The sequence below is a fragment of the Roseicella aerolata genome (assembly GCF_020523605.1).
GTDB lineage: Bacteria > Pseudomonadota > Alphaproteobacteria > Acetobacterales > Acetobacteraceae > Paracraurococcus > Paracraurococcus aerolatus.
The window spans coordinates 22,045-43,351 of the sequence record NZ_JAJAQI010000041.1 but is presented as its reverse complement, the minus strand read 5'-3'; the positions used below and the strand labels follow the sequence as shown (position 1 = coordinate 43,351).

The window sequence follows — 21,307 nt, the reverse complement described above, 5'->3', positions numbered from 1 at the left end:
CGTTCAGTTCTGAACGCCATCCGCTGTAGCGTCCTTCGCCGGCGATCCGCCCCGGCCGCCGGGCGGCCCTCAGCCCCCGTGCAGACGCGCCCAGCTCAGCAGCAGCAGCATCGCCAGTGCGGCGGAGACCATGCGCCAGAACAGCAGCGGGTCCCGGTCGTGCAGGGAGCGCGGCCGCGGCCGCGCCGGGGCACCGCCCGCCATGCCGCGCTCCAGCGCGAAGAGCAGTTCCACCGCATCGCCGAAGCGCTCCGCCGGATCGGCCGCCACGGCGCGCGCCAGCACCTCGTCCAGCCAGGCCGGCAGGTCCGGCCGGCGGGTCAGCAGCGAGGCCGGCGCGCCGAAGCGCGGGCGGGAAAAGGCCTCCACCTCCCCATAGGGGTAGCCGCCGCAGAACAGCCGGTAGAGCGTGACGCCGAGGGCGTAGAGGTCGGATCGCTCATCGCCCTGGGACGTGCCGGCCAGCAGCTCCGGCGCCATGTGGCTCGGCGTGCCGGGGATGTCGGCGGGCGCGGAGTCCTCGAGCCGCGGCAGCCGCGCGATGCCAGGATCGATCAGCCGCAGCCCGCCGCCCGGCGGCAGGATGACATTGTCCGGCTTGATGTCGCGGTGGATCACGCCGGCGCGGTGCAGGGCGGCCACCGCCTTGCAGAGGCCCGTCGCGATCCCGATCCCGGCGGTCAGCGAGGGCGGCGGCCCGCGCAGGATGCGGCGCTCCAGCGTCTCCCCGCCGTAATCGGGCAGCACGGCATAGAGGCAGCTCTGGCGCTCCGGCGGCGGTTCCAGCATCTCGCCCAGGAAGGGGCTGCGGATGCGCGCGGCGATCCAGCTCTCCCGCAGATGGGCCTGGCGGAAGCTCGCTTCCGCCGCGGCGCCGGGCTTCGGGAATTTCAGCACCACGGCGCGGCCCTCGGCCGAGAGGGTGTCGCGGCCGCGGAAGACCCGGCTGTACCGGCTGTCCGCCAGCATCTCCTCCAGCGCGTAGCCGTCCAGCATGGCGCCGCGCTTCGGCGGCGGGAGGATGGGGCGGGCCTCGATCGCCGCCTCCAGATCCGCCCGGTCGGGCACCGGCAGGTCCAGCAGGTCGAGCACGAGGGCGGTCGCATTGTCGCCGACCGCGGTGGCGAGGGCGGCCTCCACCAGCCGCCGCGCCGTGTCCTCCGGTGCGCCGCGGCGCGCCAGCTCGGCGGCGATCGCGGCGTCGGACAGGCCGCCATGCACGCCGTCGCTGCAGAGCAGCAGCCGGTCATGCGGCAGCGCCGCCTCCTCGGCATAGTCGACGCGCACGCTCTCCACAGCGCCGATGGCGCGGGTCAGCAGATTGGCGCCGCGTTGCGCATGGTCGGTGGTGAGCCGCGCCAGCCGGCCGTCGCGGAACCTGTAGAGGCGGGAATCGCCGACATGCAGCACATGCACCCGCCGCCCGCGCAGCACCACGGCCGTCAGCGTGCAGGCCATGCCGGCGAGTGCGGGGTCGGTCTGGCCCTTGGCATGGATCCAGCGGTTCAGCGCCTCGATCGCGCGGCCGGCGGTCCTGCGGGGGCCGAGCGCCTCGCTCTGGCCGAGCACGCCGTCGATCAGGCCGCGGACCGCAAGCTCGGCCGCCACCCGGCCGCCCCTGGCACCGCCCACGCCATCCGCCAGCGCGGCGATAGCCCCCTTGCGCCCGGGCTCGCCGAGCCAGGCGGCGGCGTAATCCTCGTTGTGCGCCCGGGCGCCGCGTTCCGAGCAGAGGCCGGCGCGCAGCGCCAGCCGGCCGGGTGGCGGCGCAGGCCGGTCAGGCGGCATGTCGCGCCGGCATGGGCGCGGAATCCGCCTCGGCCAGCGCCACCACCTCGCCGATCAGGGTCAGGGTCGGGCCCTCCACCGCGGCGTCCCGGATCGCCCCCGCGATATCGGCGAGGGTGCGGCGGATGCGGCGTTCGTTCGGAAGGGTCGCGTTCTCCACCGCTATGGCCGGGGTGCCCGGCGACATGCCGGCATGGAGCAGCGACTCCGCCACCTGCGGCAGGGTGCGCGCACCCATATACACCGCGAGCGTGCCGCCCGCAGCGGCCAGCGCCCGCCAGTCATGCTCCGGCACCCCTTCCCCGTCGCGGCCATGCGCGGTGATGAGGTGCAGGCTGCGGGAGGTGCCGCGATGCGTCAGCGGCATGCCGAGCCGCGCCGCGGTGGCGAGCGCCGCGGTGATGCCGGGCACCACCTCCACCTCGGCGCCGGCCTCGCGCAGGGCCGCCAGCTCCTCCCCGCCGCGGCCGAAGACGACGGGATCGCCGCCCTTGAGGCGGACGACATGCGTGCCGGCGCGCACCTGCTCCACCAGCAGGCGGTTGATCGCCGCCTGGCTCATGGCGTGGCGGCCGCAGCGCTTGCCGACATCGATGCGCCGCGCGCGGGCCGGCGCGAGGTCGAGCACGCGCGGGTCGATCAGCTTGTCATGGAGCACGATATCGGCGGATTGCAGCACGCGCACGGCCCTGACCGTCAGCAGCTCCGGATCGCCCGGCCCAGCGCCGACCAGGCTGGCGCGGCCGCGCGCGGCCCTGGCGGGGGCGGCGAGGGCATTCAGCAGGACGCCGCGGCGGCGCGCCTCGGCGGCGATCGCCTCGACCGTTGCCCCGCCCGGAACCCCGTCCGGCGCGACGAGGCAGAGGCGCATGCCGTCCAGGTCGGTTGCCTCGAAGGCGCGGCGGTGCAGCGCGAGGCGTCCCTCCGCCGCCAGGGTGGCGAGGGCCGCGTCGGGCGCGGGCGCCACCACGCGCAGCCTGGCGCCGGCCGCGAGCAGCCCTTCCGCGGTGGCCTGATCGCCACTGACGAGCAGCACCGGGATCTCCGTGAGGTCGAGCGAGAGGGCGAAGCCGCTCATGGCATCTCTCCTGCTGGCCTTCGGCGCCGGGCGACGGGGCGGCTTATGGCAGGCTGACGCATGTCCTGCCTCCGCCGGCGGACCTCCGGGCCTCGGCTCCGCGGCATCGGCCGCGGCGCGTCTTCGCGCGCCCGGTCCGCTCCGCGGGCCGCAGGACGGGACGTCATGCGCCAGGTATCAGGCCGCCGCTTCGGCACGGGCATCGCGCAGCACCTCCCTGATCTCCGGCAGGCAGGAGCCGCAATTGGTCCCGGCGCTCAGCGCCTCCCCCACCTCGGCGACGGTGGTCAGGCGCCGGTCCAGGATGCAGGCGCGGAGCGTCTGGATGCCCACGCCGAAGCAGGCGCAGACATTGCGCTCTGCCGGTCTCGCGGCCAGCGCCCGGCCGGCGAGCAGCCCGGGGCGCGCGGCCTCCGCCACCATCCCGTCCAGCAGCCCGGCCAGCGCGGTGCCGGAGGGCAGCGCGGCGCGGCTGCCCTCGCGCAGCAGGAAGAGGCAGGACTCCACCCGCCCCTCGGCCAGCGTGGCGAAGCGCCAGGCGCCGCGGGCGGGGTCGGCGATGTGCAGCAACTCGGCGCCCTCCGGCGCGGCCAGCAGGCGTCCGACCAGGGGCGCGATCTCGGCGGGCAGGGGTTCGGCGCCGGTCAGTTCCAGCACATGGCCGGCGGCGACCGGGGCGCGGGACCAATGGAGGCCCGGCTCCTCCGGCCGCACCGCCCGGCGGTGCAGCAGCAGGCCGCGCCAGCGCACCGGCAGGGCCTCGGCCCGCACTGGCGTCGCCTTCAGCTCCGGCTGGCCGGAGACCGGGTCCACCGCGGCGCCGACCAGCCGACCCACCGGGCCGGAGGAGGTGAAGGCATCCGTCCAGTGCATGGGCACGAAGACCTCGCCCGGGCGCTGGCCCGGATCGATGGCCACGCGCAGCACCGTCTCGCCATGCGGGGAGGCGAGGCGGAGCAGCCCGCCGGCCTCGGCGCCCAGCGCCTCTGCATCGCCGGGCGAGAGGGCGGCGGCCGGCACCGGCGCGTGTTCCGAGAGGCGCGGCACCTGGCCGGTGCGGGTCATGGTGTGCCACTGGTCGCGCAGCCGGCCGGTGTTCAGCAGCAGCGGGTAGTCGGCACCGGGCATGGCGGCGGGGCCGCGGAAGGGGGTCGGGACGAGGCGGGCGCGGCCATCCGGCGTCGGGAAGCCGCCCGCGGCGAAGAGGCGCCCGCCTTCCTCGGTGGCGCCGGCGGGCAGCGGCCAGCGGAAGGGGGCAAGCGCCTCGTAGCCCTCGTCGCTCAGCATCGCCATGGCGCCGATATCGAAGCTCCGGCTGCCGCCATTCTCGAAGCCGGAAAGGGCGGCGTGCTCGCGGAAGACCGCGGCGGGGCTCTCCCAGGCGAAGTCCTTCGCCCAGCCCATGCGGCGGCCGATTTCCGCCAGCATCCACCAGTCCGGCCGCGCCTCGCCCGGGGCGGCGCGGAAGGGACGCTGGCGGGAGATGCGGCGCTCGGAATTGGTGACGGTGCCGCTCTTCTCGCCCCAGCCAGCGGCGGGCAGGATGACGTCGGCATGGCGGGTGGTGTCGGTTTCCCAGCAATCGGAGACGACGAGGAAGGGGCAGGCCGCCAGCGCCTGCCGCACCCGGCCGGCGCGCGGCAGGCTGTCGGCGGGGTTGGTCGCCATGATCCAGAGCGCCTTCACGCGCCCGTCCAGCACCGCCTCGAACAGTTCCACCGCCTTGAGGCCGGGCCGGGTGGCGAGGTTCGGCGCCTGCCAGAAGCGACGGAGGCGGTCCGGCGCGCCCGGCATGTCGAAGCGCATATGCGCGGCAAGCTGGTTGGCCAGCCCGCCCACCTCCCGCCCGCCCATGGCGTTGGGCTGGCCGGTGACGCTGAAGGGCCCCATGCCGGGGCGGCCGATGCGGCCCGTCGCCAGGTGGCAGTTGAGGATGGCATTGACCTTGTCCGTCCCGGCCGAGGACTGGTTCACGCCCTGGCTGTAGACGGTGACGGTGCGCTCGGTCGCGGCGAACATCGCGTAGAAGCGCGCGATCTCCTCGGGCGAAAGGCCGGTCAACGCGGCGACGCGTTCGAGGGTCGGCGCCGTCTCGCGCGCCGCCGTCAGCGCCTCGTTGATCCCCGTCGTGTGCGCCGCGACCCAGCCCTGGTCCACGCGCCCAATGCCGGCGAGATGCGCGAGCAGCCCGGCGAAGAGCGCGACGTCGGAGCCGGGCGCCAGCGCCAGGTGCAGGTCTGCGCCGGCGGAGGTCGCGGTGCCGCGCGGGTCGATGACGACGAGCTTCGTCCCCCGCTCCCCGCGCGCCGCCTGCAGGCGGCCATGCAGCACCGGATGGCACCAGGCGAGGTTGCTGCCGACGAGGATGACGAGGTCGGCCTCCTCCAAATCCTCATAGAGGCCGGGCACCACATCGGCGCCGAAGGCGCGGGTGTGGCCGGCGACCGAGGAGGCCATGCAGAGGCGGCTGTTGGTGTCGATATTGCCGCTGCCGATGAAGCCCTTCATCAGCTTGTTGGCAACGTAGTAGTCCTCGGTCAGGCACTGGCCGGAGACGTAGAAGGCGACCGAGTCCGGCCCGTGCGCCGCGATGGTCTCGCGGAAGCGCGCCGCCACCAGGTCCAGCGCCGTGTTCCAGGAGGTGCGCGCGCCGGCAATGCCGGGGTGGAGGAGACGCCCGGCATCGGAGAGCGTCTCGCCCAGCGCGGCGCCCTTCGCGCAGAGCCGGCCCTTGTTGGCCGGATGCGCCGGGTCGCCCTTCAGGCTGCCGTCCGGCTGCGCCAGGACCCCGCAGCCGACGCCGCAATAGGGGCAGGTGGTCCGGACGGCCGCGGTCATGCCGCCGCCCCCGGCAGGGAGAGCAGGACGCGCCCGTCCTCGACCTTCACCGGGATGCGCTTCACGCAGCCCACATCCGGCGCTGCGGCCTCGCCGCTCTGCAGGTCGATGACCCAGTTGTGCAGCGGGCAGGTCACGGCATGGCCGTGCACGATGCCTTGCGACAGCGGGCCGCCCTTGTGCGGGCAGCGGTCCTCGATGGCGAAGACCGTGTCGTCCAGCGCGCGGAAGACCGCGATGTCGCCGATGCTGCTGGCGACGACACGGGCGCCCTGGCGCGGGATGTCCGTGAGGCGCCCGATCTCGGCCCAGCCGGAGGTCAGAACCATGCCGTCCATGTCGGTCACTCCGCCGGGACCAGGGTCTTGAAGGGCTCGGCCGGGGCGCCGCCCGCGGCGCGCTCGGCCCAGGGGTCGACCTGCGCGAATTGCTGGGAATAGAGGAACTTCGCGTGCAGCGCCTTTCGGCCCTCCGCGTCCCCGACGATCCGCTTCTTCACGTAGTCGATGCCGACGCGCTTCACCCAGGGGGCGGTGCGCTCAAGGTAGCGCGCCTCCTCCCGGTAGAGCTGGAGGAAGGCGCCGCAATATTCCAGCACCTCCGCCTCCGTCTCCACCTTGCAGAGCCTGTCGGTGGCGCGGACATGGATGCCGCCATTGCCGCCCACGCTCAGTTCCCAGCCGCTGTCCACCGCGACCACGCCGAAATCCTTGATGGTCGCCTCGGCGCAATTGCGCGGGCAGCCGGAGACGGCGAGCTTGACCTTGTGCGGGTGCCAGGAGCCCCAGGTCATCTTCTCCAGCTTCACGCCCATGGTCGTGCTGTCCTGCGTGCCGAATCGGCACCAGGTGGAGCCGACGCAGGTCTTCACCGTGCGCAGCCCCTTGGCATAGGCGTGGCCGGAGACCATGCCGGCGGCGTTCAGGTCCCGCCAGACGGCCGGCAGGTCCTCCCGCCGGATCCCGAACAGGTCGATGCGCTGGCCGCCGGTGACCTTCACCTCCCGCACCTGGTACTTCTCCGCCACATCGGCGATGGCGCGGAGTTCCTTCGCGCTGGTCAGGCCGCCCCACATGCGCGGGACAACGGAATAGGTGCCGTCCTTCTGGATGTTGGCGTGCATGCGCTCATTGACGAAGCGGCTCTGCGCGTCGTCCACATATTCGCCGGGCCAGGCGCAGAGCAGGTAGTAGTTGAGCGCGGGGCGGCAGGAGGCGCAGCCCTCCGGGTTCGTCCAGCCGAGGCGCGCCATCGCTTCCGGGATGGACTTGATCCTCTCCTCAAGGATCGCCTTGCGGACAACGTCGTGGCCATGCGTGGTGCATCTGCACATCGGCTTCTCGCCGGCGGCCTTCCGGAAGCCGTCGCCCAGCGCCAGGGCCAGCAGGCTCTCCACCTGCGGGGTGCAGGAGCCGCAGGAGGCGCTGGCCTTGGTGTGGGCGCGGACGGCGTCCAGCGTGGTCAGGCCCTTCTCGGCGATGGCCTTGCCGATCGCGCCCTTGCAGACGCCGTTGCAGCCGCAGATCTCGGCGCTGTCGGGCAGGGCGGCGACGGCCGCGTGCGGGTCCGGCGCCGCCGAGCCGAGCGCCGCGGTGGCGACGGCGCGGCCGAGGATGATCGTGTCCCGCATGGCGGAGACATCCGCCCCCTCCCGCAGCATCTGGAAATACCAGCCGCCATCGGCAACGTCGCCATACATCACCGCGCCGACGATCTTCTGCTCGCGCAGCACCAGCTTGCGGTACACGCCGCGGGCCGCATCGGCGAAGGTGATCTCCTCATCCGCCTCGTCCGCCGCGTTCAGGCTGCCCGCGGAGAAGACATCGATGCCGGTGATCTTGAGGCGGGTGGAGAGGGCGGGGGTGACATAGGCCGCCTCCTCCTCTCCGGCGAGCTGGGCGGCGCAGACCTTCGCCTGTTCCCAGATCGGTGCCACCAGGCCGAAGATCTGGCCGCGATGCTCGATGCACTCGCCGACGGCGAAGATGTTCGGGTCCTCGGTCGTCCGCAGGCCGTCATCGACGACGATGCCGCGATTCACTTCCAGGTTCATGGCGCGGGCGAGGTCGATATTCGGCCGGATGCCGATGGCGACGACGACCAGGTCGGCCTCGATCTCCCGGCCATCCGCCAGCCGCACACCGGTGGCGCGGTCCGTGCCGGTGATCTCCTCGGTCTGGCCATTGGTGAAGAAGGCGATGCCGCGCTTGTCCAGGTCGCGCTGCAGCAGCGTGCCGGCATGGGTATCGAGCTGCCGCTCCATCAGCGTCGGCATCAGGTGGACGAGGGCGACGGACATGCCGCGGCGCTTCAGGCCCCAGGCCGCCTCCAGCCCCAGCAGCCCGCCGCCGATGACCACGGCACGCCGGTGGGTCCGCGCCGCTTCCAGCATCAGCTCGACATCATGGATGTCGCGGAAGGCGCAGGTCCCGGGAAGCCCGAGGCCGGGGATGGGCGGCGCCAGCGGCTTCGATCCCGTGGCGATCAGCAGCCTGTCATAGCCGGCCGTGATGCCGGAGGCGGAGGTGACCGTCCGCCCCGGCCGGTCCACCGCCACCACGGGGTCGCCGGTGATCAGGCGGATGCCGTTCGCCGCATACCAGTCGCGGCTGTTGATGACGATCTGCTCCAGCGTCTTCTCGCCGGCCAGCACCGAGGAGAGGGCGATGCGGTCGTAGTTCGGATGCGGCTCGGCGCCGAAGACGGTGATCTCGTAGCGCTGCGGGGCGCGCTTGAGCAGTTCCTCCACCGTCCGCATGCCGGCCATGCCGTTGCCGATGACGACCAGGCGCTGGCGCCGGGGGGACATCATGTTCATGGGCGAGTGTCCTTCTGCGTCAGATGCGGGCGGAGGTGACGGCGGCGGCGCCCCAGGTGCTGCGCCAGCGGCGCTTCACGCCGGTGAGGCCCACCAGGGCGATGGCGGCGAGGGTGGCGAAGACCAGGAAGCCGGCCTGGTAGCTGCCGGTGACCTGCCTGGAGAGGCCGAGCGAGGAGGCGAGCCAGAAGCCGCCGATGCCGCCGGTCATGCCGACCAGGCCGGTCATCACCCCGATCTCGCCGCGGAAGCGCTGCGGCACGAGCTGGAAGACCGCGCCATTGCCCATGCCGAGCGCGAGCATGGCGAGGACGAAGACCGCCAGCGCGAGCCAGGCGGAGGGCAGGCCGAGGGAGATGATGCCGAGGGCGAGGGCCGCGACCGCATACATCGCGGTCAGCGACCGCACGCCGCCGACCCGGTCCGCGACCGCGCCGCCGACCGGGCGGACCAGGGAGCCGGCGAAGACGCAGGCGGCGGTGAAATAGCCGGCGACCACCGGGCTCAGCCCGTAGACGTCGTTGAAATAGATGGTGAGCGAGGCCGCGAGCCCGACGAAGCCGCCGAAGGTCACGCTGTAGAAGAACATGAACCACCAGGCATCGGCGTTGCGCAGCACGGCGGCGTACTGCGCCAGCGACTTCGCCGCCGGGCGGTCCGGCGCATCCTTCGCCATCACCAGATAGACGGCGAGGACGATGGCCAGCGGGATGGCGGCGAGGCCGAGGACGTTGTTCCAGCCGAAGGCGAGGGCGAGGCCGGGGGCGAGCAGCGCGGCGAAGACCGTGCCCGAGTTGCCGGCGCCGGCGATGCCGAGGGCGGTGCCCTGGTGTTCCGGCGGATACCAGCGGGAGGCGAGGGGGAGCGCGACCGCGAAGGCGGCACCGGCCATGCCGAGCACGACCCCGACCAGCAGCACCTGCGCGAAGCTGGAGATGCCGAACCACCAGGCGGCGGCGAGGCCGGCGATGACGATGCCCTGGCCGATGGTGCCGGTGCGTTTCGGCCCGATGCTGTCCACCAGCACGCCGTTGACCAGGCGCAGCAGCGCGCCGGCCAGCACCGGCACGGCCACCATAAGGCCCTTCTCCGCGGCGGAGAGCCGGAGGTCGGCGGCGATCTGCACGGCGAGCGGGCCGAGCAGCACCCAGACCATGAAGCTGACATCGAAATAGAGGAAAGCGGCGATCAGGGTGGGAAGATGCCCCGCCTTCAGGAAGCCCTTGTTCACGATGGGGAGCTCCGCGGACCAGCTGTCCGCGCGCGGGTCGCCTTTGGCCCGCAGGTCATGAACGGGACGGCGCCCTGGCCGCCCATGGCAGCGGCCCCCCGCCTTTGGGGTGCCTCCGGGCCGGCATCTGCGTCGGGGCTCGATCAGCGCGGCCGGCTATTGGGTAGCAGCATGCCCAGGCGGTGATCAATGCCCTTGTTTTAATCGAATATCAGGCCTTATCGCCTAATGATCATATATTGGGCATTAACTGCGCATAAATAAGCCAAATGGCGCAGGGTATGGGCAGAACTGGCCGGGTGCCTGCCGGCAGCCGGGCGCCACGCCACGCACTCGGGCACCGCAGGCCGGCCGGCACCGGCTGCGCCCAGGGGGGCCGCCCCGGTCCGGGCGGGCCTTGCCGGGCCTGCCGGAGGGCGCCTCAGCGCCGGGTCAGGCTCAGCGCTGCGGCAACTGCCGTGCCATGCGCAGATGCTCCTGCAGGACCGGCACATGGCGGGCGGCGAAGGCCCTCACATCCGGGTCGGTCCCTTCCTGGGCCTCGGTCTGGAAGGCCCGCAGGTCTTCCTCATGGTCCTGCACCATGGCCCGCGCATAGGCGCGGTCGAAGGCCGCCCCGCGGAGCTGGGCCAGGCTGTCATAGGTCGCCTGATGCTCCGCGCCCATCGTGCTCGGCGGTGTGATCTGCTTCTGCTGCGCCAGCGCCAGCATCTCCTGGTTGGCCCTGCCATGGTCCCGCATCATGGTCTGGGCGAAGCGCTTCACCGCCGGCGACCGCGAATTGCGCTCGGCCAGGCGCGCCATCTCCACCTCCGCCAGGCCGCCGCGCGTCGCGGTGGTCATGAAGGCCGCGTCGCTGGTCGAGAGCGTCGGGTTCACCTGCGCCTTCGCCGCGGCGACGGTGGTATCGGCCGCCCGCTGCGTCTCCGCGCAGCCCGCCAGCACAAGCAGGGCCAGTCCCGCGCCCCAGTATGTCCGCGCCATCCGTCTCCTCCGTTGCTGCAGGCGTCCCGGGGCAGCGGCAGCACTGCCCCATGGCGACAACGTTCGCAGGCGAAAACCGTTCAGCCCTGGCGCAGCCCGGCGCCCGGTTGACGCCGCGGCAATCCGGCTGCCAGCATCGCCGCAACGGGAGGAACGAGATGACGCAACGGCGCGGGACCTGTCGCGATGTGTGAGCCGGCACCCCCGCGCGGCACCGGCTGGCGCGGTTGGATCGATCTGCCGGAAGCGGCGCCGGTCATGCCGGACGGCCCCTGGATCGACCTCTCCCATCCGGTGGCGGAGAGCATGCCACGGGTGCCGATGTTCCCGCCGCCGACGATCCGCCGGCTGATGTGCCAGCCGGCCGATCCGATCAACGTCACCGAATTCGGGATGGTGGTGCATACCGGCACGCATCTCGACGCGCCCTTCCACTTCTTCAGCGACGGCCCGACCTGCGAGGCGATCCCGCCGGCGCGGCTCAACGGCCCCGGCGTGGTCTGGCGCCTCGACCTGCCGCCGGACAGCCTGATCGAGCCGGCGCATCTGGAGGCGGCGCGGCCGCAGCTGCGGCCGGGCGACATCCTGGCGCTCGATACCGGCTCCGCCGCGCTCGCCGGCACCCCGGCCTATGACCACCATCCCTGCCTGAGCCTCGCCGCGGCGGAGTGGCTGGTGGCGCGGCGGGTGAAGCTGCTGGCCTGCGACTTCCCGACGCCGGACCTGCCGGTGCATCGCCGCCCGGCCAGCGGCTTCGACTGGCCGGTGCATCGCAGGCTGCTGAGCGAGGGCGTGCTGATCGTCGAACATCTGCGCGGCGCCCGGCCGCTGGCGGGCCGGCGGGTGGAGGTCATGGTCGGCGCGCTGGCGATCGCCGGCAGCGATGGCGCGCCGGCCCGCATCATGGCGCGCGCCATCCAGGATCCCGCATGAGCAACACACCCACCCTGCTGGTCGTCGGCGCCAGCGGCGCCGCCGCCACCCGCGTGACCGAGCAGGCGCGGACCTCCCGCGCCTTCAACCTTGTCGGCCTCTCCCGCCGCGTGCCGGAGGGCGCGGGCGACTGGGTGCCGGCGGATCTGACGGATCCGGACGGGCTGCGCCGCGCCCTGGCGACGCGGCCGGACGTCACGCATATCGTCTATGCCTCCCGCGCCCCCTTCGGCGAGGGGGGCGTCGAGGACGTGCCCGCCAATCTCGGCATGCTGCGCAACCTGCTGGACGCGGCGGAGGCGAGCCTGCCGCGCTTCGCGCACATCCACATGATCCATGGCGGCAAGTGGTACGGGCTGCATATCGGGCCCTTCCGGACGCCCGCGCGGGAGGACGACCCGCGCCATCTGCCGCCCAATTTCTACTACGACCAGCAGGACCTGGTCGCGGCGCGGCAGGAGGGGAAGGCCTGGTCCTGGAGCGCGAGCCGGCCGAATTTCGTGCTGGATGTCGCGCCCGGCCGTGCCCGCAACATGGTCTCGACCCTTGGCGCCTATGCCGCGATCTGCCGGGAACTCGGCGTGCCCTTCGACTTCCCGGGCAAGCCGGGCGCCTGGGAGCGGCTGCACGAGGTGACGGATGCCGGGCTGCTCGCCCAGGGCGTGCTGTGGATGCTGACCGAGCCGCGCGCCGCCAACCGCGCCTTCAACATCACCAATGGCGATTGCTTCCGCTGGTGCGACCTCTGGCCCTTTCTCGCCGACCGGTTCGGCCTGCCCTGCGGCGTGCCGCGGCCGATGCCCATGCCGCGGTGGATGGCGGATAAGGGCCCGGTCTGGGAGGCGATCCGCCGGCGCCATGGTCTCCTCCTGCCGATCGAGCAGGTGGCGAGCTGGGACTTCGCCGATTTCTTCCTCGGGATGGAGTACGACGTGCTCGCCTCCATGACGGCGGCGCGCAAGGCCGGCTTCACCGGCTTCGTGGACAGCTGGGAGATGTTCGCGGCGCAGATCGAGGGCTATCGCGCGGCGCGGGTGCTGCCGCCGCGATAGCGATGCCGCATCCCGACTCTCCGCCGCGCCGGCGGGGGCGGGGCCTTGGCCCCTACGCCCCCGGCGCCAGCAGGGCCGAGAGCGCCTCGACCGTCTCCGCCTCCGGCAGGTTCAGGATGGCATCGCGCAGCCGCGCCGCCTGCGCGTCCGGCAGCACGCCCGCACAATTGCCGCGGAATTTCTCCTCCAGCTCGGCATCCGAGAGGGGAGCGCCCGGATCGCCCTTCGGCAGCAGCACCGTCTCGGTGAAGCTCTCCCCGCTGTCGAGGGTGATGGTGACGCGCGCCGGGAAATTGGCGGGGTAGAGCCGGTCCAGCGCCTCGTCGGCAATCACCTCGGTCCGGTCCAGCACCTGGCGCACCAGCGGGTCGGCGATCCGCGCCGGCGCGAATTGCGCCTGGCCCAGCGCCCGGTCCACCGCCGCGACCGCGATGCAATAGGGGACGGAGACGCGCGCGGCCATGGCCGAGCCGACCTCCTTCGCGGAGAAATGCGTCGTCACCGTTCGGTAGGTCTCGTTGGTGATGCGCGCGATCCGCCGCGGGTCGATCGGGTGCCTGTTCACGATCGCCAGGGTCGCCTGGATGGGCGAGTGGCTGGCGAGGATCGAGGGGAAATACTTGAACCCGTTCTGCAGGATCTCCCACTCCATCCCGAGGCCCGCCACCAGCGCCTCGGCCCGGGGCTCCAGCGAGAAGGCCGCGAGATAGCCCTTCGGATGTTCCAGGATCCCCGGCGGGCTGGTCATGCCGAGCCGGGCGAGCTGTGCCGAGAGCACGCCGTTGAGCGCCGCCTTCCCCGGATGCAGGCTCTTCGTCATGTCGCCGGATTCGAAGAAGGTGTTGAGCCCGGCCGCCTGGGTGCCGGCGAGGCCGAGGGTCCGCCGCACCCCATCCGCATCCAGGCCGAGCGCCTTGGCCGCCGTCGCCGCCGCGCCGAAAGTGCCGTTGGTCGCGGTGCTGTGCCAGAAGCGGTAATGCGTGGGCATCACCGCCATGCCGACGCGCACCGCCACCTCATAGCCCGCGACCAGCGCCAGGATCAGGTCGCGGCCGGAGAGCCGCCCGGCCTGCGCCAGGGCCAGCGCCGTGGGCACCACGACGGAGCCGACATGCAGCAGCGCGCGCTTGTGCGTGTCGTCATTGTCGGCGGCATTCACCAGGATGCCGTTGGCCAGCGCCGCGAAGGCCGGCTGCGCGGCGAGGCCCGCCACGCCGATCACGCCGGCGCCGGGGGAGGCCGGGTACATCGCCGCGATCCCGCGCGCGATCCGCGCTTTCTCCGGATCCTCCGCCCAGGCGGCAACGGCGCAGCCGACCGCGTCCAGGACCAACCGGCAGGCCTGCGCGACGACTGGCGCCGGCAGGTCCTCATGGCGCAGGCCGGCGGTGAACTCGGCCAGGGCCTTGGTGGTCATCGCCGGCTCAGCCCGGCAGGCGGAAGCGCTTCGCCTCCGCATCGTAATCGTCATAGCCCAGCAGGCTGCGCAGCGCCGCCGGCGGCAGCGCGCTCCCGGCCTCCGACTCGCCGGCCTGCAGCGCGGCGATGCCCGCCTGCATCCCTGCCGCGGCCGGGGAGAGCATGCCGGTCGGGAAGGTGCCGATCTTGAAGCCGAGCGCCGCCGCCTCGGCCTGGCTCGGCGTCGCCCGCGCGCCGCCGGGCGAGAGCACGACGAAGGAGGGCCGGCCCCGCGCCGCCTCGATCGCGCGGCGGATCTCCCCCTCATCGGCCGGGCTGTCGAGGAAGAGGATGTCCGCCCCTTCCTCCACATACATCTCGATGCGCGCGACGGCCTCGTCGATTCCCTGGGTCGGGCGGCAATCGGTGCGGGCGAGGACGAGGATGCCGCTCTCCTTCGCCGCCTCCACCGCGGCGCGGATCTTCATCCGCGCCTCCTCCCGCGGCAGGCAGGGCTTGCCGGCGGCGGTCAGTTCCCGCGGCGTGATCTTGTCCTCGATCAGGATGGCGGCGGCGCCGGCGCGGCCATAGGCGCGGACGGTGCGCTGCACGTTCATCGCGTTGCCGTAGCCATGGTCGCCATCGGCCAGGATCAGCGTCTCCGGTGCCGCGTTGCGCACCATCTGGAAGCTGTCGAACATCTCGGCGAAGGAGAGCAGGTCGAGATCCGGGCCGCCCAGCCGGCTGGCGGCGACGCAGGAGCCGGAGAGGAAGGCGGTGCGGAACCCGGCCTGCGCGGCGATCCTGGCGCTGAGCCCGTCCCAGGCCGCCGGCATCACGACGAAGCCCGGCTCGGCCAGCAGGGCGCGCAGGCGCTCGGGGGGTGTCATCACATCCGCTCTCCTCGGTCCGTTTCCGCCGCGCAGGATAGGGCAGTTCCGGATTCCGGCCAGGGGCGGTGTTGCAGCCCGGAGCGCAGGGCCCGGGACCGTATCTCAGGACATTGTTTGAAGGAGTGGATTCACGCCTCCGGGCGTTTCCGCCCTGCGGCGATCTGCTCTAGCCTGCCCCGGCCGGCGAGGCCCGCGGCCATCGGCCCGCCCGCCGGCGCAAGGGCGGCCGGCTTCGACCATGGCAGCCCCATCACGAACCGAAGGGAGATGCGCCATGGATGTCGGCATGATGATGATCTATGCCAGTTATGGCTGGGAGAACTGCCCGGACCAGCAGGTCTGGGACGAGGAGCTGCACCTCGCCAGCCTGGCCGCCGATCTCGGCTTCACCTGCCTCTGGTCGGCCGAGCACCATTTCAACGACTACTCCTTCGTCCCCGACAACATCCACCTGATGACCTGGCTGGCGGCGAAGCACCCGCATATCGATGTGGGCACCGCCGCCGTCATCCTGCCCTGGCACGACCCGCTGCGCGTGGCCGAGAATGCCGCGGTGCTGGACCTGCTGAGCAAGGGCAGGCTCCGCTTCGGCATGGGGCGCGGCCTGGCGCGGCGGGAATTCGCCGCCTTCCGCCTCAGCATGGATGAGTCGCGGGAGCGCTTCGACGAGGCGGCGCCGATGATCATCAATGCGCTGAAGACCGGCTTCATCGAGGGCGACGGGAAATTCTACAAGCAGCCCCGGGTCGAGATCCGCCCGCGGCCGCAGCGCAGCTTCGACGGCAGGATCTATGCCGTCGCGTCCTCGGAGGATTCGGTGAACTCCGCCGCCAAGCTCGGCGCCCATATGGTGATGTTCGCCGACCGCCCCTGGGAGATGCGCCTGCCCGTCATCGAGCGCGGGCGGGAGCTGCACCGGCAGTACCACGGCACCGAGCCGCCGCACCTGATGATGACCGAGTTCGTCATCTGCGGCGAGGACCTGGCGCAGTGCGAGGAGGAGGCGCTGCGGTACCAGGGCAAATTCGTGGAGAGCAATTTCTACCACTACGAGTTCCTGGGCGAGCATTTCGCCACCGTGAAGGGCTATGATTCCTACCAGCAGAAGGCCGACCTGGCGCGGAAGGCCGGCGGGCTGGAGGGCGCGGTGAAGGGCTTCATGCAGGCGGCAAGCTGGGGCACGCCGGACAAGATCCTGCGCGGGCTGGAGCAGCGGCGGAAGGTGATCGGCGATTTCGAACTGAACGTCTCCTTCCGCTTCGGCGGCACGCCGCTGCCGGTGGCGGAGCGCGGCCTGAAGCTTTTTGCGAAGGAGGTGCTGCCGGTGCTGAAATCCTGGGGGCCGGCGCGGGCGGCGCAGGCGGCGGAGTAGAGGCTGGCAGGAAGGGGGAGGTTGGGGGCGCTGCGGGGTCCCCATCGCGCGAGGCGCGAGGGGGTGCCCCTGCCTCCCAATCCCCCGCCAGCCCAGAACCCGGACCGGACCGGTGTGGGTTGGCGGGCTGCACCGCATCGCAGCGGAGGAGAATCTATTTTTTCCGCCTACTGCCTTGCTCTGAACCCAACCCTTGCTTTCGCACCTGCGAAAGCGCATATCGTCTGCGCCGGGGCCACCACGCCCCGGCGGTGCCCGGCCGCGTGAGCGGCCCGCGCAGCCGCCCCTTCCGGGGCCGCGCGGAAAAAGCCGAACTGCCGGCGCACGCGACAGCTTCCCACCGGACCGGCCCAGCCACGCGGGGTCTCCACCTGCAACACGCGGCGCGCCGCCCCCAAGCGGGCGCGCCTGGCGCCGCGCGACCGGAAATATCCTCACTCGTGACCACCTTCACCGATCTCGGCCTCGCCGCGCCCCTCCTGCGCGCGCTCGAGGAGGCCGGCTACACCACCCCCACCCCGATCCAGGCCCAGGCCATCCCCACCGTGCTGGCGGGCCAGGATCTGCTCGGCATCGCCCAGACCGGCACCGGCAAGACCGCGGCCTTCTCGCTGCCCATCCTGCATACCCTGAACGCCAAGGGCGGCCGCCCGCCGCGCGGCGGCTGCCGCGCCCTGGTGCTCTCCCCGACGCGGGAGCTCTGCTCCCAGATCGCGGAGAATGTCCGGGTCTATGGCGGGCATCTCGGCCTTTCGGTTGCCGTCGTCTTCGGCGGCGTGCCGCATGGGCCGCAGCGCCGCGCCCTCTCGCAGGGCGTCGATATCCTCGTCGCCACTCCCGGCCGGCTGCAGGACCACCTGGATGCCGGCACCGCCCGGCTCGACCGGGTGGAGGTGCTGGTGCTGGATGAGGCCGACCAGATGCTGGACAAGGGCTTCCTGCCCGCCATCCGGCGCCTGGTGAAGGCGCTGCCCAGCCAGCGGCAGACGCTGTTCTTCTCGGCCACCATGCCGACCGAGATCGGCCGCCTGGCGAATGAGCTGCTGCGCGACCCCGCGCGCGTCGAGGTCGCGCCGGTGGCGACGACGGCCGAGCGCGTGGCGCAGCGCATCATCCACCTGGAGCAGGGCAACAAGCGCCGGATCCTGGCGGAGCTGCTGCGCGGCGAGGGCGTCGGCCGCACCCTGGTCTTCAGCCGCACCAAGCACGGCGCCGACCGGGTGGTAAAGCAGCTCGCGCAGGATGGGCTGGCCGCGAACGCCATCCATGGCAACAAGAGCCAGGGCCAGCGGGAGCGGGCGCTGGCCGAGTTCAAGGACGGCTCGGCGCCGATCCTGGTCGCGACCGACATCGCGGCGCGCGGCATCGACGTGGACGGCGTGACCCATGTGGTCCAGTACGACCTGCCGGAAGTGCCGGAGACCTATGTCCACCGCATCGGCCGCACCGCCCGCGCGGGCGCCTCGGGCGAGGCGGTGGCGCTGGTCTCGGCCGAGGACCTGGACAAGCTCTGGGCGATCGAGAAGCTGATCCGCCAGGTGATCCCGGCCGAGGACAAGCGGGAGGACAAGTCCGGCTCCCTCGCCAAGCCCGGCCTGCTGCAGCGCCAGGGGGCGAATGCAGGCCGAGGGAATGGCGGCGGGCAGGGCAGGGGGCGTGGCCAGCCCGGCGGGCATGGCGGCCAGCGCCAGGGCCAGCCGCGGCCGCAGGGTCACGGCCAGGGCGCGCCGCGCCAGGGTCAAGGCCAGGGCGGACGCCCCCCGGCCGCCGCGAAGCCGCAGCATGCCGCGGGTGGCGAGGCGACGCGCCGCCGCAGCGCGGCCGGCGGCGGCGACGGCACCCGGCGGGACCGCGATGCCTTCCGCAGCGGCGATTTCCGCGACAACGCCCCGGCCTTCCTGACCCGCGGGCGGTAGCCTGCCCCGCCCCGGGCCCACGGACCCGGGGCGTGACCGGCGGCGCGATCTGCGCCGGGGGCGCAGGCTTCGCGCCCCCGGCCATACCGGCACGACGGTTGCCGCACAGCGCTGCCGGGCCCGGACAGGGCCGGCGCGTTCCGCTGGCGCCGGCCGCGCCGGCTCTGGCATCCTCCCGCGCAACAACACGCCTCGGGAGGCTTCGCCATGTCCATCCTCACCCGCCGGGCCGCGCTCGGCCTGCCGCTCGCGCTCGCCGCCGGCACGGGGGCAGCCCAGACCGGCTCCTGGCCGGACCGGCCCATCCGCATCATCGCGCCCTATCCGCCGGGCGGGCAGACCGACCTGGTCTCCCGCTGGCTGGCGGACCAGCTCCGCACCGTGCTGCCGCAGCCGATCGTCATCGAGAACCGCGCCGGCGCGCAGGGAATCATCGGCACCCAGGCCGCGCTGCAGGCGCCGGCGGACGGCTACACGCTGCTCTACGTCAATGCCTCCACCACGCTGATCAACCCGGTGGTCCATGCCAATCCGGGCTACGACACCTTCCGGGACATGGCGCCGGTGGTGCAGTTCGGCACCGCCGCGCTGGTGCTGACGCTGCGGCCGGACCGCGGCATCCGCAGCCTGGCGGAGCTGCTGGCGGAAGCGCGCCGCCGGCCGGGCGAACTGACCTATGCCAGCTTCGGCATCGGCTCGGCCAGCCATCTCTATGGCGCGATGCTGGAGAAGGTGGCCGATGTGCGGATGAGCCACGTGCCCTATCGCGGCTCCGCCCCTGCCGTGCTGGATGTGGTGGCGGGCAATGCCTTCCTCTCCATCAATGACGAGGCGGTCAGCGTGCCGCAGATCCGCGATGGCCGGCTGCTGCCGCTGGCGGTGACCGGGCCGCAGCGGGTCGACACGCTGCCGGAGGTGCCGAGCTTCGTCGAGCTCGGCTATCGCGGCGGGCTGGAATTGCTGGGCTTCAACGGCCTGGTCATGCGCGCCGGCACGCCGCCCGCCATTGTGGAGCGCTTCGCCCAGGCGGTGCTCGGCGTGCTGCGGACGCCGGAGGGGCGGGCGAAGATCCGGGAGCTCGGCCTAGTGCCGACCGCGCTGGGCCCGGCGGAATTCGCGGCGCAGCTCCGCGCCGATGCGCCGGTCTGGGCCGCGGCGGCGCGGGCCAGCGGGGCGAGGGTGGAGTAGCGTGCCGGCCCGTGCCGGCTGGTGCGCGGCCGTGGTCATGGCATGGTGCGGCCCAAGGACGCCCAAGGAGGAACCGCCATGCGCCGCCGCCACCTGCTCGCCAGCCCCGCCCTGTTCGCCGCGCCTGCGCTCGCGCAGGGCCAGTTCCCTGACCGCCCGGTCACCATGGTGGTGCCCTTCGCGCCCGGCGGCTCGCCCGATATCGCGGGGCGGCTGGTGGCCCCGAAGATGGCGGAGGTGCTCGGCCAGCCCGTGGTGGTGGAGAACCGCGCCGGCGCCGGCTCCACCATCGGCACCCGCAGCGTGCTGCAGGCGCGGCCGGACGGGCATACGGTGCTGATGGGCAGCATCAGCTTCATGATGGCGCCGCTCACCATGGACCCGCCGCCCTTCGACAGCGCGGCGGGCTTCCGCGTCATCAGCCTGCTGGCGACGGTGCCCTATATCCTGGTGGTGCGCGCCGATGCGCCGCCGCGCGACATCGCGGGCTTCCATGCCTGGGTGCGGGACAATCCGGGGAAGCTGAACTACGGCTCGGCCGGCAACGGCACGCCGCTGCATCTGGGCGGCGCCATCTATTCGCTGCTGACGGGGGCGCAGATGACGCATGTCGCCTATCGCGGCACCGGCCCGGCCATGGCGGACCTGCTGGGGGGCAATGTCCAGATGGTCTTCGCCGATCTGCCGGGGGCCGCACCGCATATCCGCGCCGGCACCGTCCGCCCGCTCGCCTCGCTGGTGCAGCAGCGGCTGTCCGGCTTCCCGGACCTGCCGACCATGGCGGAGAGCGACCCGCGCCTGGCCGAGTACGAGATCTACACCTTCACCATGCTGGTCGCGCCGAAGGCGACGCCGGACGGGCCGGTGAACCGGCTGCATGAGGCGCTGGCCACCGCCGCGCGCGCGCCGGAACTGCAGCCGCGCTTCGCCGATCTCGGCTTCGACATCGTCATGAACAGCCCGGCCGAGGGCGACGCCTATCTGGCGCGGGAGCAGGCGAAATGGGCCAGGCTGATCCGGCAGGCCGGCATCAGGGCGGATTTCTGAGCCTTTCGCCGACGCACCCCCCAACGCCGGCCGGCAAGGGGTCGCCCTGTGCCGGGCCGGCGGTGGCCCGGCCAGCGGCGGAGAGTGGCGGGGGAGGCCATCCGCCCATCGCGGCCTGGCTTCGCATCGCAACGCCGATCCGCAGTCAGAACAGCGTCACGCCCTGCCGCGATCCGGGCCGGGCCGCGGCATCCGCCCTTCATCCAGGGCTGGATGTTTCCAGGACGTTTCGTGACCGCACCTGGATGGGCACAATCAGAACGGAACGAATACGCCGTCCCGCCGGACCTGCCGGCGGTGCAGGCCGGGCCGGAGCTTCGCCAACGCCGCCCGGCGAACCCGGGCGCCCCGCCGGCGTTCGGCCGCCATGCGGGAAACGATTCTGGAGAAGGCGGGCGACCGCCGCGTGATGCGCACCGACGATGCCGGCACGATGGTGCTGGACGAGGCCGGCATGGTCGCCGCCCGGCACGGCACCGACATGCATGAGACGCTGCTGGCGTCGCTGCGGGAGGAGGGCTGGCAGGTGACGGCCGATGGCGACCGTGTCCCGCCCGGCGGCCCCGCGAACTCCCCCGGCGCCGTCGCCGGCGACAGCGGCGCGCCGGGGCTGAAGGCGACCGAGAACGACGCGATTTCGAGCTGACGCGCCGTCCTCGCCAGGCCTGCGCGGAGCCGCTTCCGCCGGGCGCCCGGCCCGCGGCGGACGGCGTTCACGACCGAACGCCCGTCCGCTGGTGCTCCTTGTTTCTCGGGCAGCCCCACCTGCCT

General features: G+C 72.8%; 16 protein-coding genes. 7 read left to right on the top strand and 9 right to left on the bottom strand.

Going from position 1 to position 21,307, the window contains the following annotated elements; translation table 11 throughout:
* Positions 1 to 69 precede the first annotated feature (69 nt).
* The 7 genes from LHA35_RS21830 to LHA35_RS21800 all read right to left on the bottom strand — a co-directional run bounded on the left by LHA35_RS21830 (position 70) and on the right by LHA35_RS21800 (position 10,737).
* Positions 70 to 1,788 (bottom strand): bifunctional protein-serine/threonine kinase/phosphatase, encoded by a 1,719-nt coding sequence (locus tag LHA35_RS21830; protein WP_226612001.1) that lies wholly within the window; start codon positions 1,786 to 1,788, stop codon positions 70 to 72.
* Positions 1,778 to 2,866, bottom strand: coding sequence for a uroporphyrinogen-III C-methyltransferase (gene cobA / locus LHA35_RS21825; RefSeq protein WP_226611999.1), 1,089 nt, complete (start codon positions 2,864 to 2,866; stop codon positions 1,778 to 1,780). The genes LHA35_RS21830 and cobA overlap by 11 nt, the downstream gene beginning before the upstream one ends.
* A 177-nt stretch (positions 2,867 to 3,043) precedes the next feature.
* Positions 3,044 to 5,704 carry a nitrate reductase gene (locus tag LHA35_RS21820; protein WP_226611997.1) on the bottom strand — a complete coding sequence of 887 codons (2,661 nt, stop codon included), beginning with the start codon at positions 5,702 to 5,704 and terminating at the stop codon, positions 3,044 to 3,046.
* Positions 5,701 to 6,042 carry a nitrite reductase small subunit NirD gene (gene nirD, locus LHA35_RS21815; protein ID WP_226611995.1) on the bottom strand — a complete coding sequence of 114 codons (342 nt, stop codon included), beginning with the start codon at positions 6,040 to 6,042 and terminating at the stop codon, positions 5,701 to 5,703. The genes LHA35_RS21820 and nirD overlap by 4 nt, the downstream gene beginning before the upstream one ends.
* A gap of 5 nt (positions 6,043 to 6,047) precedes the next feature.
* Entirely contained in the window at positions 6,048 to 8,522 is a 2,475-nt protein-coding gene (nirB, locus tag LHA35_RS21810; RefSeq protein WP_408902393.1) for a nitrite reductase large subunit NirB, read from the bottom strand.
* A 19-nt stretch (positions 8,523 to 8,541) separates the two neighbouring features.
* Positions 8,542 to 9,753, bottom strand: a complete 1,212-nt coding sequence (locus LHA35_RS21805; RefSeq protein WP_226611994.1) for a nitrate/nitrite transporter — start codon at positions 9,751 to 9,753, stop codon at positions 8,542 to 8,544.
* A gap of 438 nt (positions 9,754 to 10,191) precedes the next feature.
* Positions 10,192 to 10,737: a DUF4142 domain-containing protein gene (locus LHA35_RS21800; RefSeq protein WP_226611992.1), complete on the bottom strand. Its 546-nt coding sequence runs from the start codon at positions 10,735 to 10,737 to the stop codon at positions 10,192 to 10,194.
* Between the two features lie 186 nt (positions 10,738 to 10,923).
* Here LHA35_RS21800 and LHA35_RS21795 point away from each other — a divergent pair, with 186 nt between their 5' ends.
* Together LHA35_RS21795 and LHA35_RS21790 are read left to right on the top strand one after the other, a co-directional pair.
* Positions 10,924 to 11,670 carry a cyclase family protein gene (locus tag LHA35_RS21795; protein WP_226611990.1) on the top strand — a complete coding sequence of 249 codons (747 nt, stop codon included), beginning with the start codon at positions 10,924 to 10,926 and terminating at the stop codon, positions 11,668 to 11,670.
* Positions 11,667 to 12,722: an SDR family oxidoreductase gene (locus tag LHA35_RS21790; RefSeq protein ID WP_226611988.1), complete on the top strand. Its 1,056-nt coding sequence runs from the start codon at positions 11,667 to 11,669 to the stop codon at positions 12,720 to 12,722. Before LHA35_RS21795 ends, LHA35_RS21790 begins: the two co-directional genes overlap by 4 nt.
* A gap of 52 nt (positions 12,723 to 12,774) precedes the next feature.
* On the opposite strand, the gene LHA35_RS21785 is transcribed toward LHA35_RS21790, so the two are convergent.
* Together LHA35_RS21785 and LHA35_RS21780 are read right to left on the bottom strand one after the other, a co-directional pair.
* Positions 12,775 to 14,139, bottom strand: a complete 1,365-nt coding sequence (locus tag LHA35_RS21785; protein ID WP_226611986.1) for an MmgE/PrpD family protein — start codon at positions 14,137 to 14,139, stop codon at positions 12,775 to 12,777.
* A gap of 7 nt (positions 14,140 to 14,146) precedes the next feature.
* Positions 14,147 to 15,010 carry an isocitrate lyase/PEP mutase family protein gene (locus LHA35_RS21780; RefSeq protein WP_226611985.1) on the bottom strand — a complete coding sequence of 288 codons (864 nt, stop codon included), beginning with the start codon at positions 15,008 to 15,010 and terminating at the stop codon, positions 14,147 to 14,149.
* 277 nt (positions 15,011 to 15,287) lie between these two features.
* On the opposite strand from LHA35_RS21780, the gene LHA35_RS21775 reads away from it, so the two are divergent.
* The 5 genes from LHA35_RS21775 (at position 15,288) to LHA35_RS21755 (ending at position 21,182) form a co-directional block, all read left to right on the top strand.
* Positions 15,288 to 16,385, top strand: a complete 1,098-nt coding sequence (locus tag LHA35_RS21775; protein WP_226611983.1) for an LLM class flavin-dependent oxidoreductase — start codon at positions 15,288 to 15,290, stop codon at positions 16,383 to 16,385.
* Between the two features lie 440 nt (positions 16,386 to 16,825).
* The gene (locus tag LHA35_RS21770) at positions 16,826 to 18,301 is read left to right on the top strand and encodes a DEAD/DEAH box helicase (RefSeq protein WP_226611981.1); all 1,476 of its coding nucleotides are present in this window, start codon (positions 16,826 to 16,828) and stop codon (positions 18,299 to 18,301) included.
* Between the two features lie 207 nt (positions 18,302 to 18,508).
* Positions 18,509 to 19,489: a Bug family tripartite tricarboxylate transporter substrate binding protein gene (locus tag LHA35_RS21765; RefSeq protein WP_226611979.1), complete on the top strand. Its 981-nt coding sequence runs from the start codon at positions 18,509 to 18,511 to the stop codon at positions 19,487 to 19,489.
* A 78-nt stretch (positions 19,490 to 19,567) separates the two neighbouring features.
* Positions 19,568 to 20,536, top strand: a complete 969-nt coding sequence (locus tag LHA35_RS21760) for a Bug family tripartite tricarboxylate transporter substrate binding protein (protein ID WP_226611977.1) — start codon at positions 19,568 to 19,570, stop codon at positions 20,534 to 20,536.
* A 367-nt stretch (positions 20,537 to 20,903) separates the two neighbouring features.
* Positions 20,904 to 21,182 (top strand): hypothetical protein, encoded by a 279-nt coding sequence (locus tag LHA35_RS21755; RefSeq protein ID WP_226611975.1) that lies wholly within the window; start codon positions 20,904 to 20,906, stop codon positions 21,180 to 21,182.
* Positions 21,183 to 21,307: the final 125 nt, after the last annotated feature.

Excerpts from the sequence above, each read along its gene's own strand:
- LHA35_RS21830 (WP_226612001.1), bottom strand. The coding sequence starts at position 1,788 with ATGCCGCCTGACCGGCCTGCGCCGCCACCCGGCCGGCTGGCGCTGCGC.
- cobA (WP_226611999.1), bottom strand. The coding sequence starts at position 2,866 with ATGAGCGGCTTCGCCCTCTCGCTCGACCTCACGGAGATCCCGGTGCTG.
- LHA35_RS21820 (WP_226611997.1), bottom strand. The coding sequence starts at position 5,704 with ATGACCGCGGCCGTCCGGACCACCTGCCCCTATTGCGGCGTCGGCTGC.
- nirD (WP_226611995.1), bottom strand. The coding sequence starts at position 6,042 with ATGGACGGCATGGTTCTGACCTCCGGCTGGGCCGAGATCGGGCGCCTC.
- nirB (WP_408902393.1), bottom strand. The coding sequence starts at position 8,522 with ATGAACATGATGTCCCCCCGGCGCCAGCGCCTGGTCGTCATCGGCAAC.
- LHA35_RS21800 (WP_226611992.1), bottom strand. The coding sequence starts at position 10,737 with ATGGCGCGGACATACTGGGGCGCGGGACTGGCCCTGCTTGTGCTGGCG.
- LHA35_RS21795 (WP_226611990.1), top strand. The coding sequence starts at position 10,924 with ATGTGTGAGCCGGCACCCCCGCGCGGCACCGGCTGGCGCGGTTGGATC.
- LHA35_RS21790 (WP_226611988.1), top strand. The coding sequence starts at position 11,667 with ATGAGCAACACACCCACCCTGCTGGTCGTCGGCGCCAGCGGCGCCGCC.
- LHA35_RS21785 (WP_226611986.1), bottom strand. The coding sequence starts at position 14,139 with ATGACCACCAAGGCCCTGGCCGAGTTCACCGCCGGCCTGCGCCATGAG.
- LHA35_RS21780 (WP_226611985.1), bottom strand. The coding sequence starts at position 15,010 with ATGACACCCCCCGAGCGCCTGCGCGCCCTGCTGGCCGAGCCGGGCTTC.
- LHA35_RS21775 (WP_226611983.1), top strand. The coding sequence starts at position 15,288 with ATGGATGTCGGCATGATGATGATCTATGCCAGTTATGGCTGGGAGAAC.
- LHA35_RS21765 (WP_226611979.1), top strand. The coding sequence starts at position 18,509 with ATGTCCATCCTCACCCGCCGGGCCGCGCTCGGCCTGCCGCTCGCGCTC.
- LHA35_RS21760 (WP_226611977.1), top strand. The coding sequence starts at position 19,568 with ATGCGCCGCCGCCACCTGCTCGCCAGCCCCGCCCTGTTCGCCGCGCCT.
- LHA35_RS21755 (WP_226611975.1), top strand. The coding sequence starts at position 20,904 with ATGCGGGAAACGATTCTGGAGAAGGCGGGCGACCGCCGCGTGATGCGC.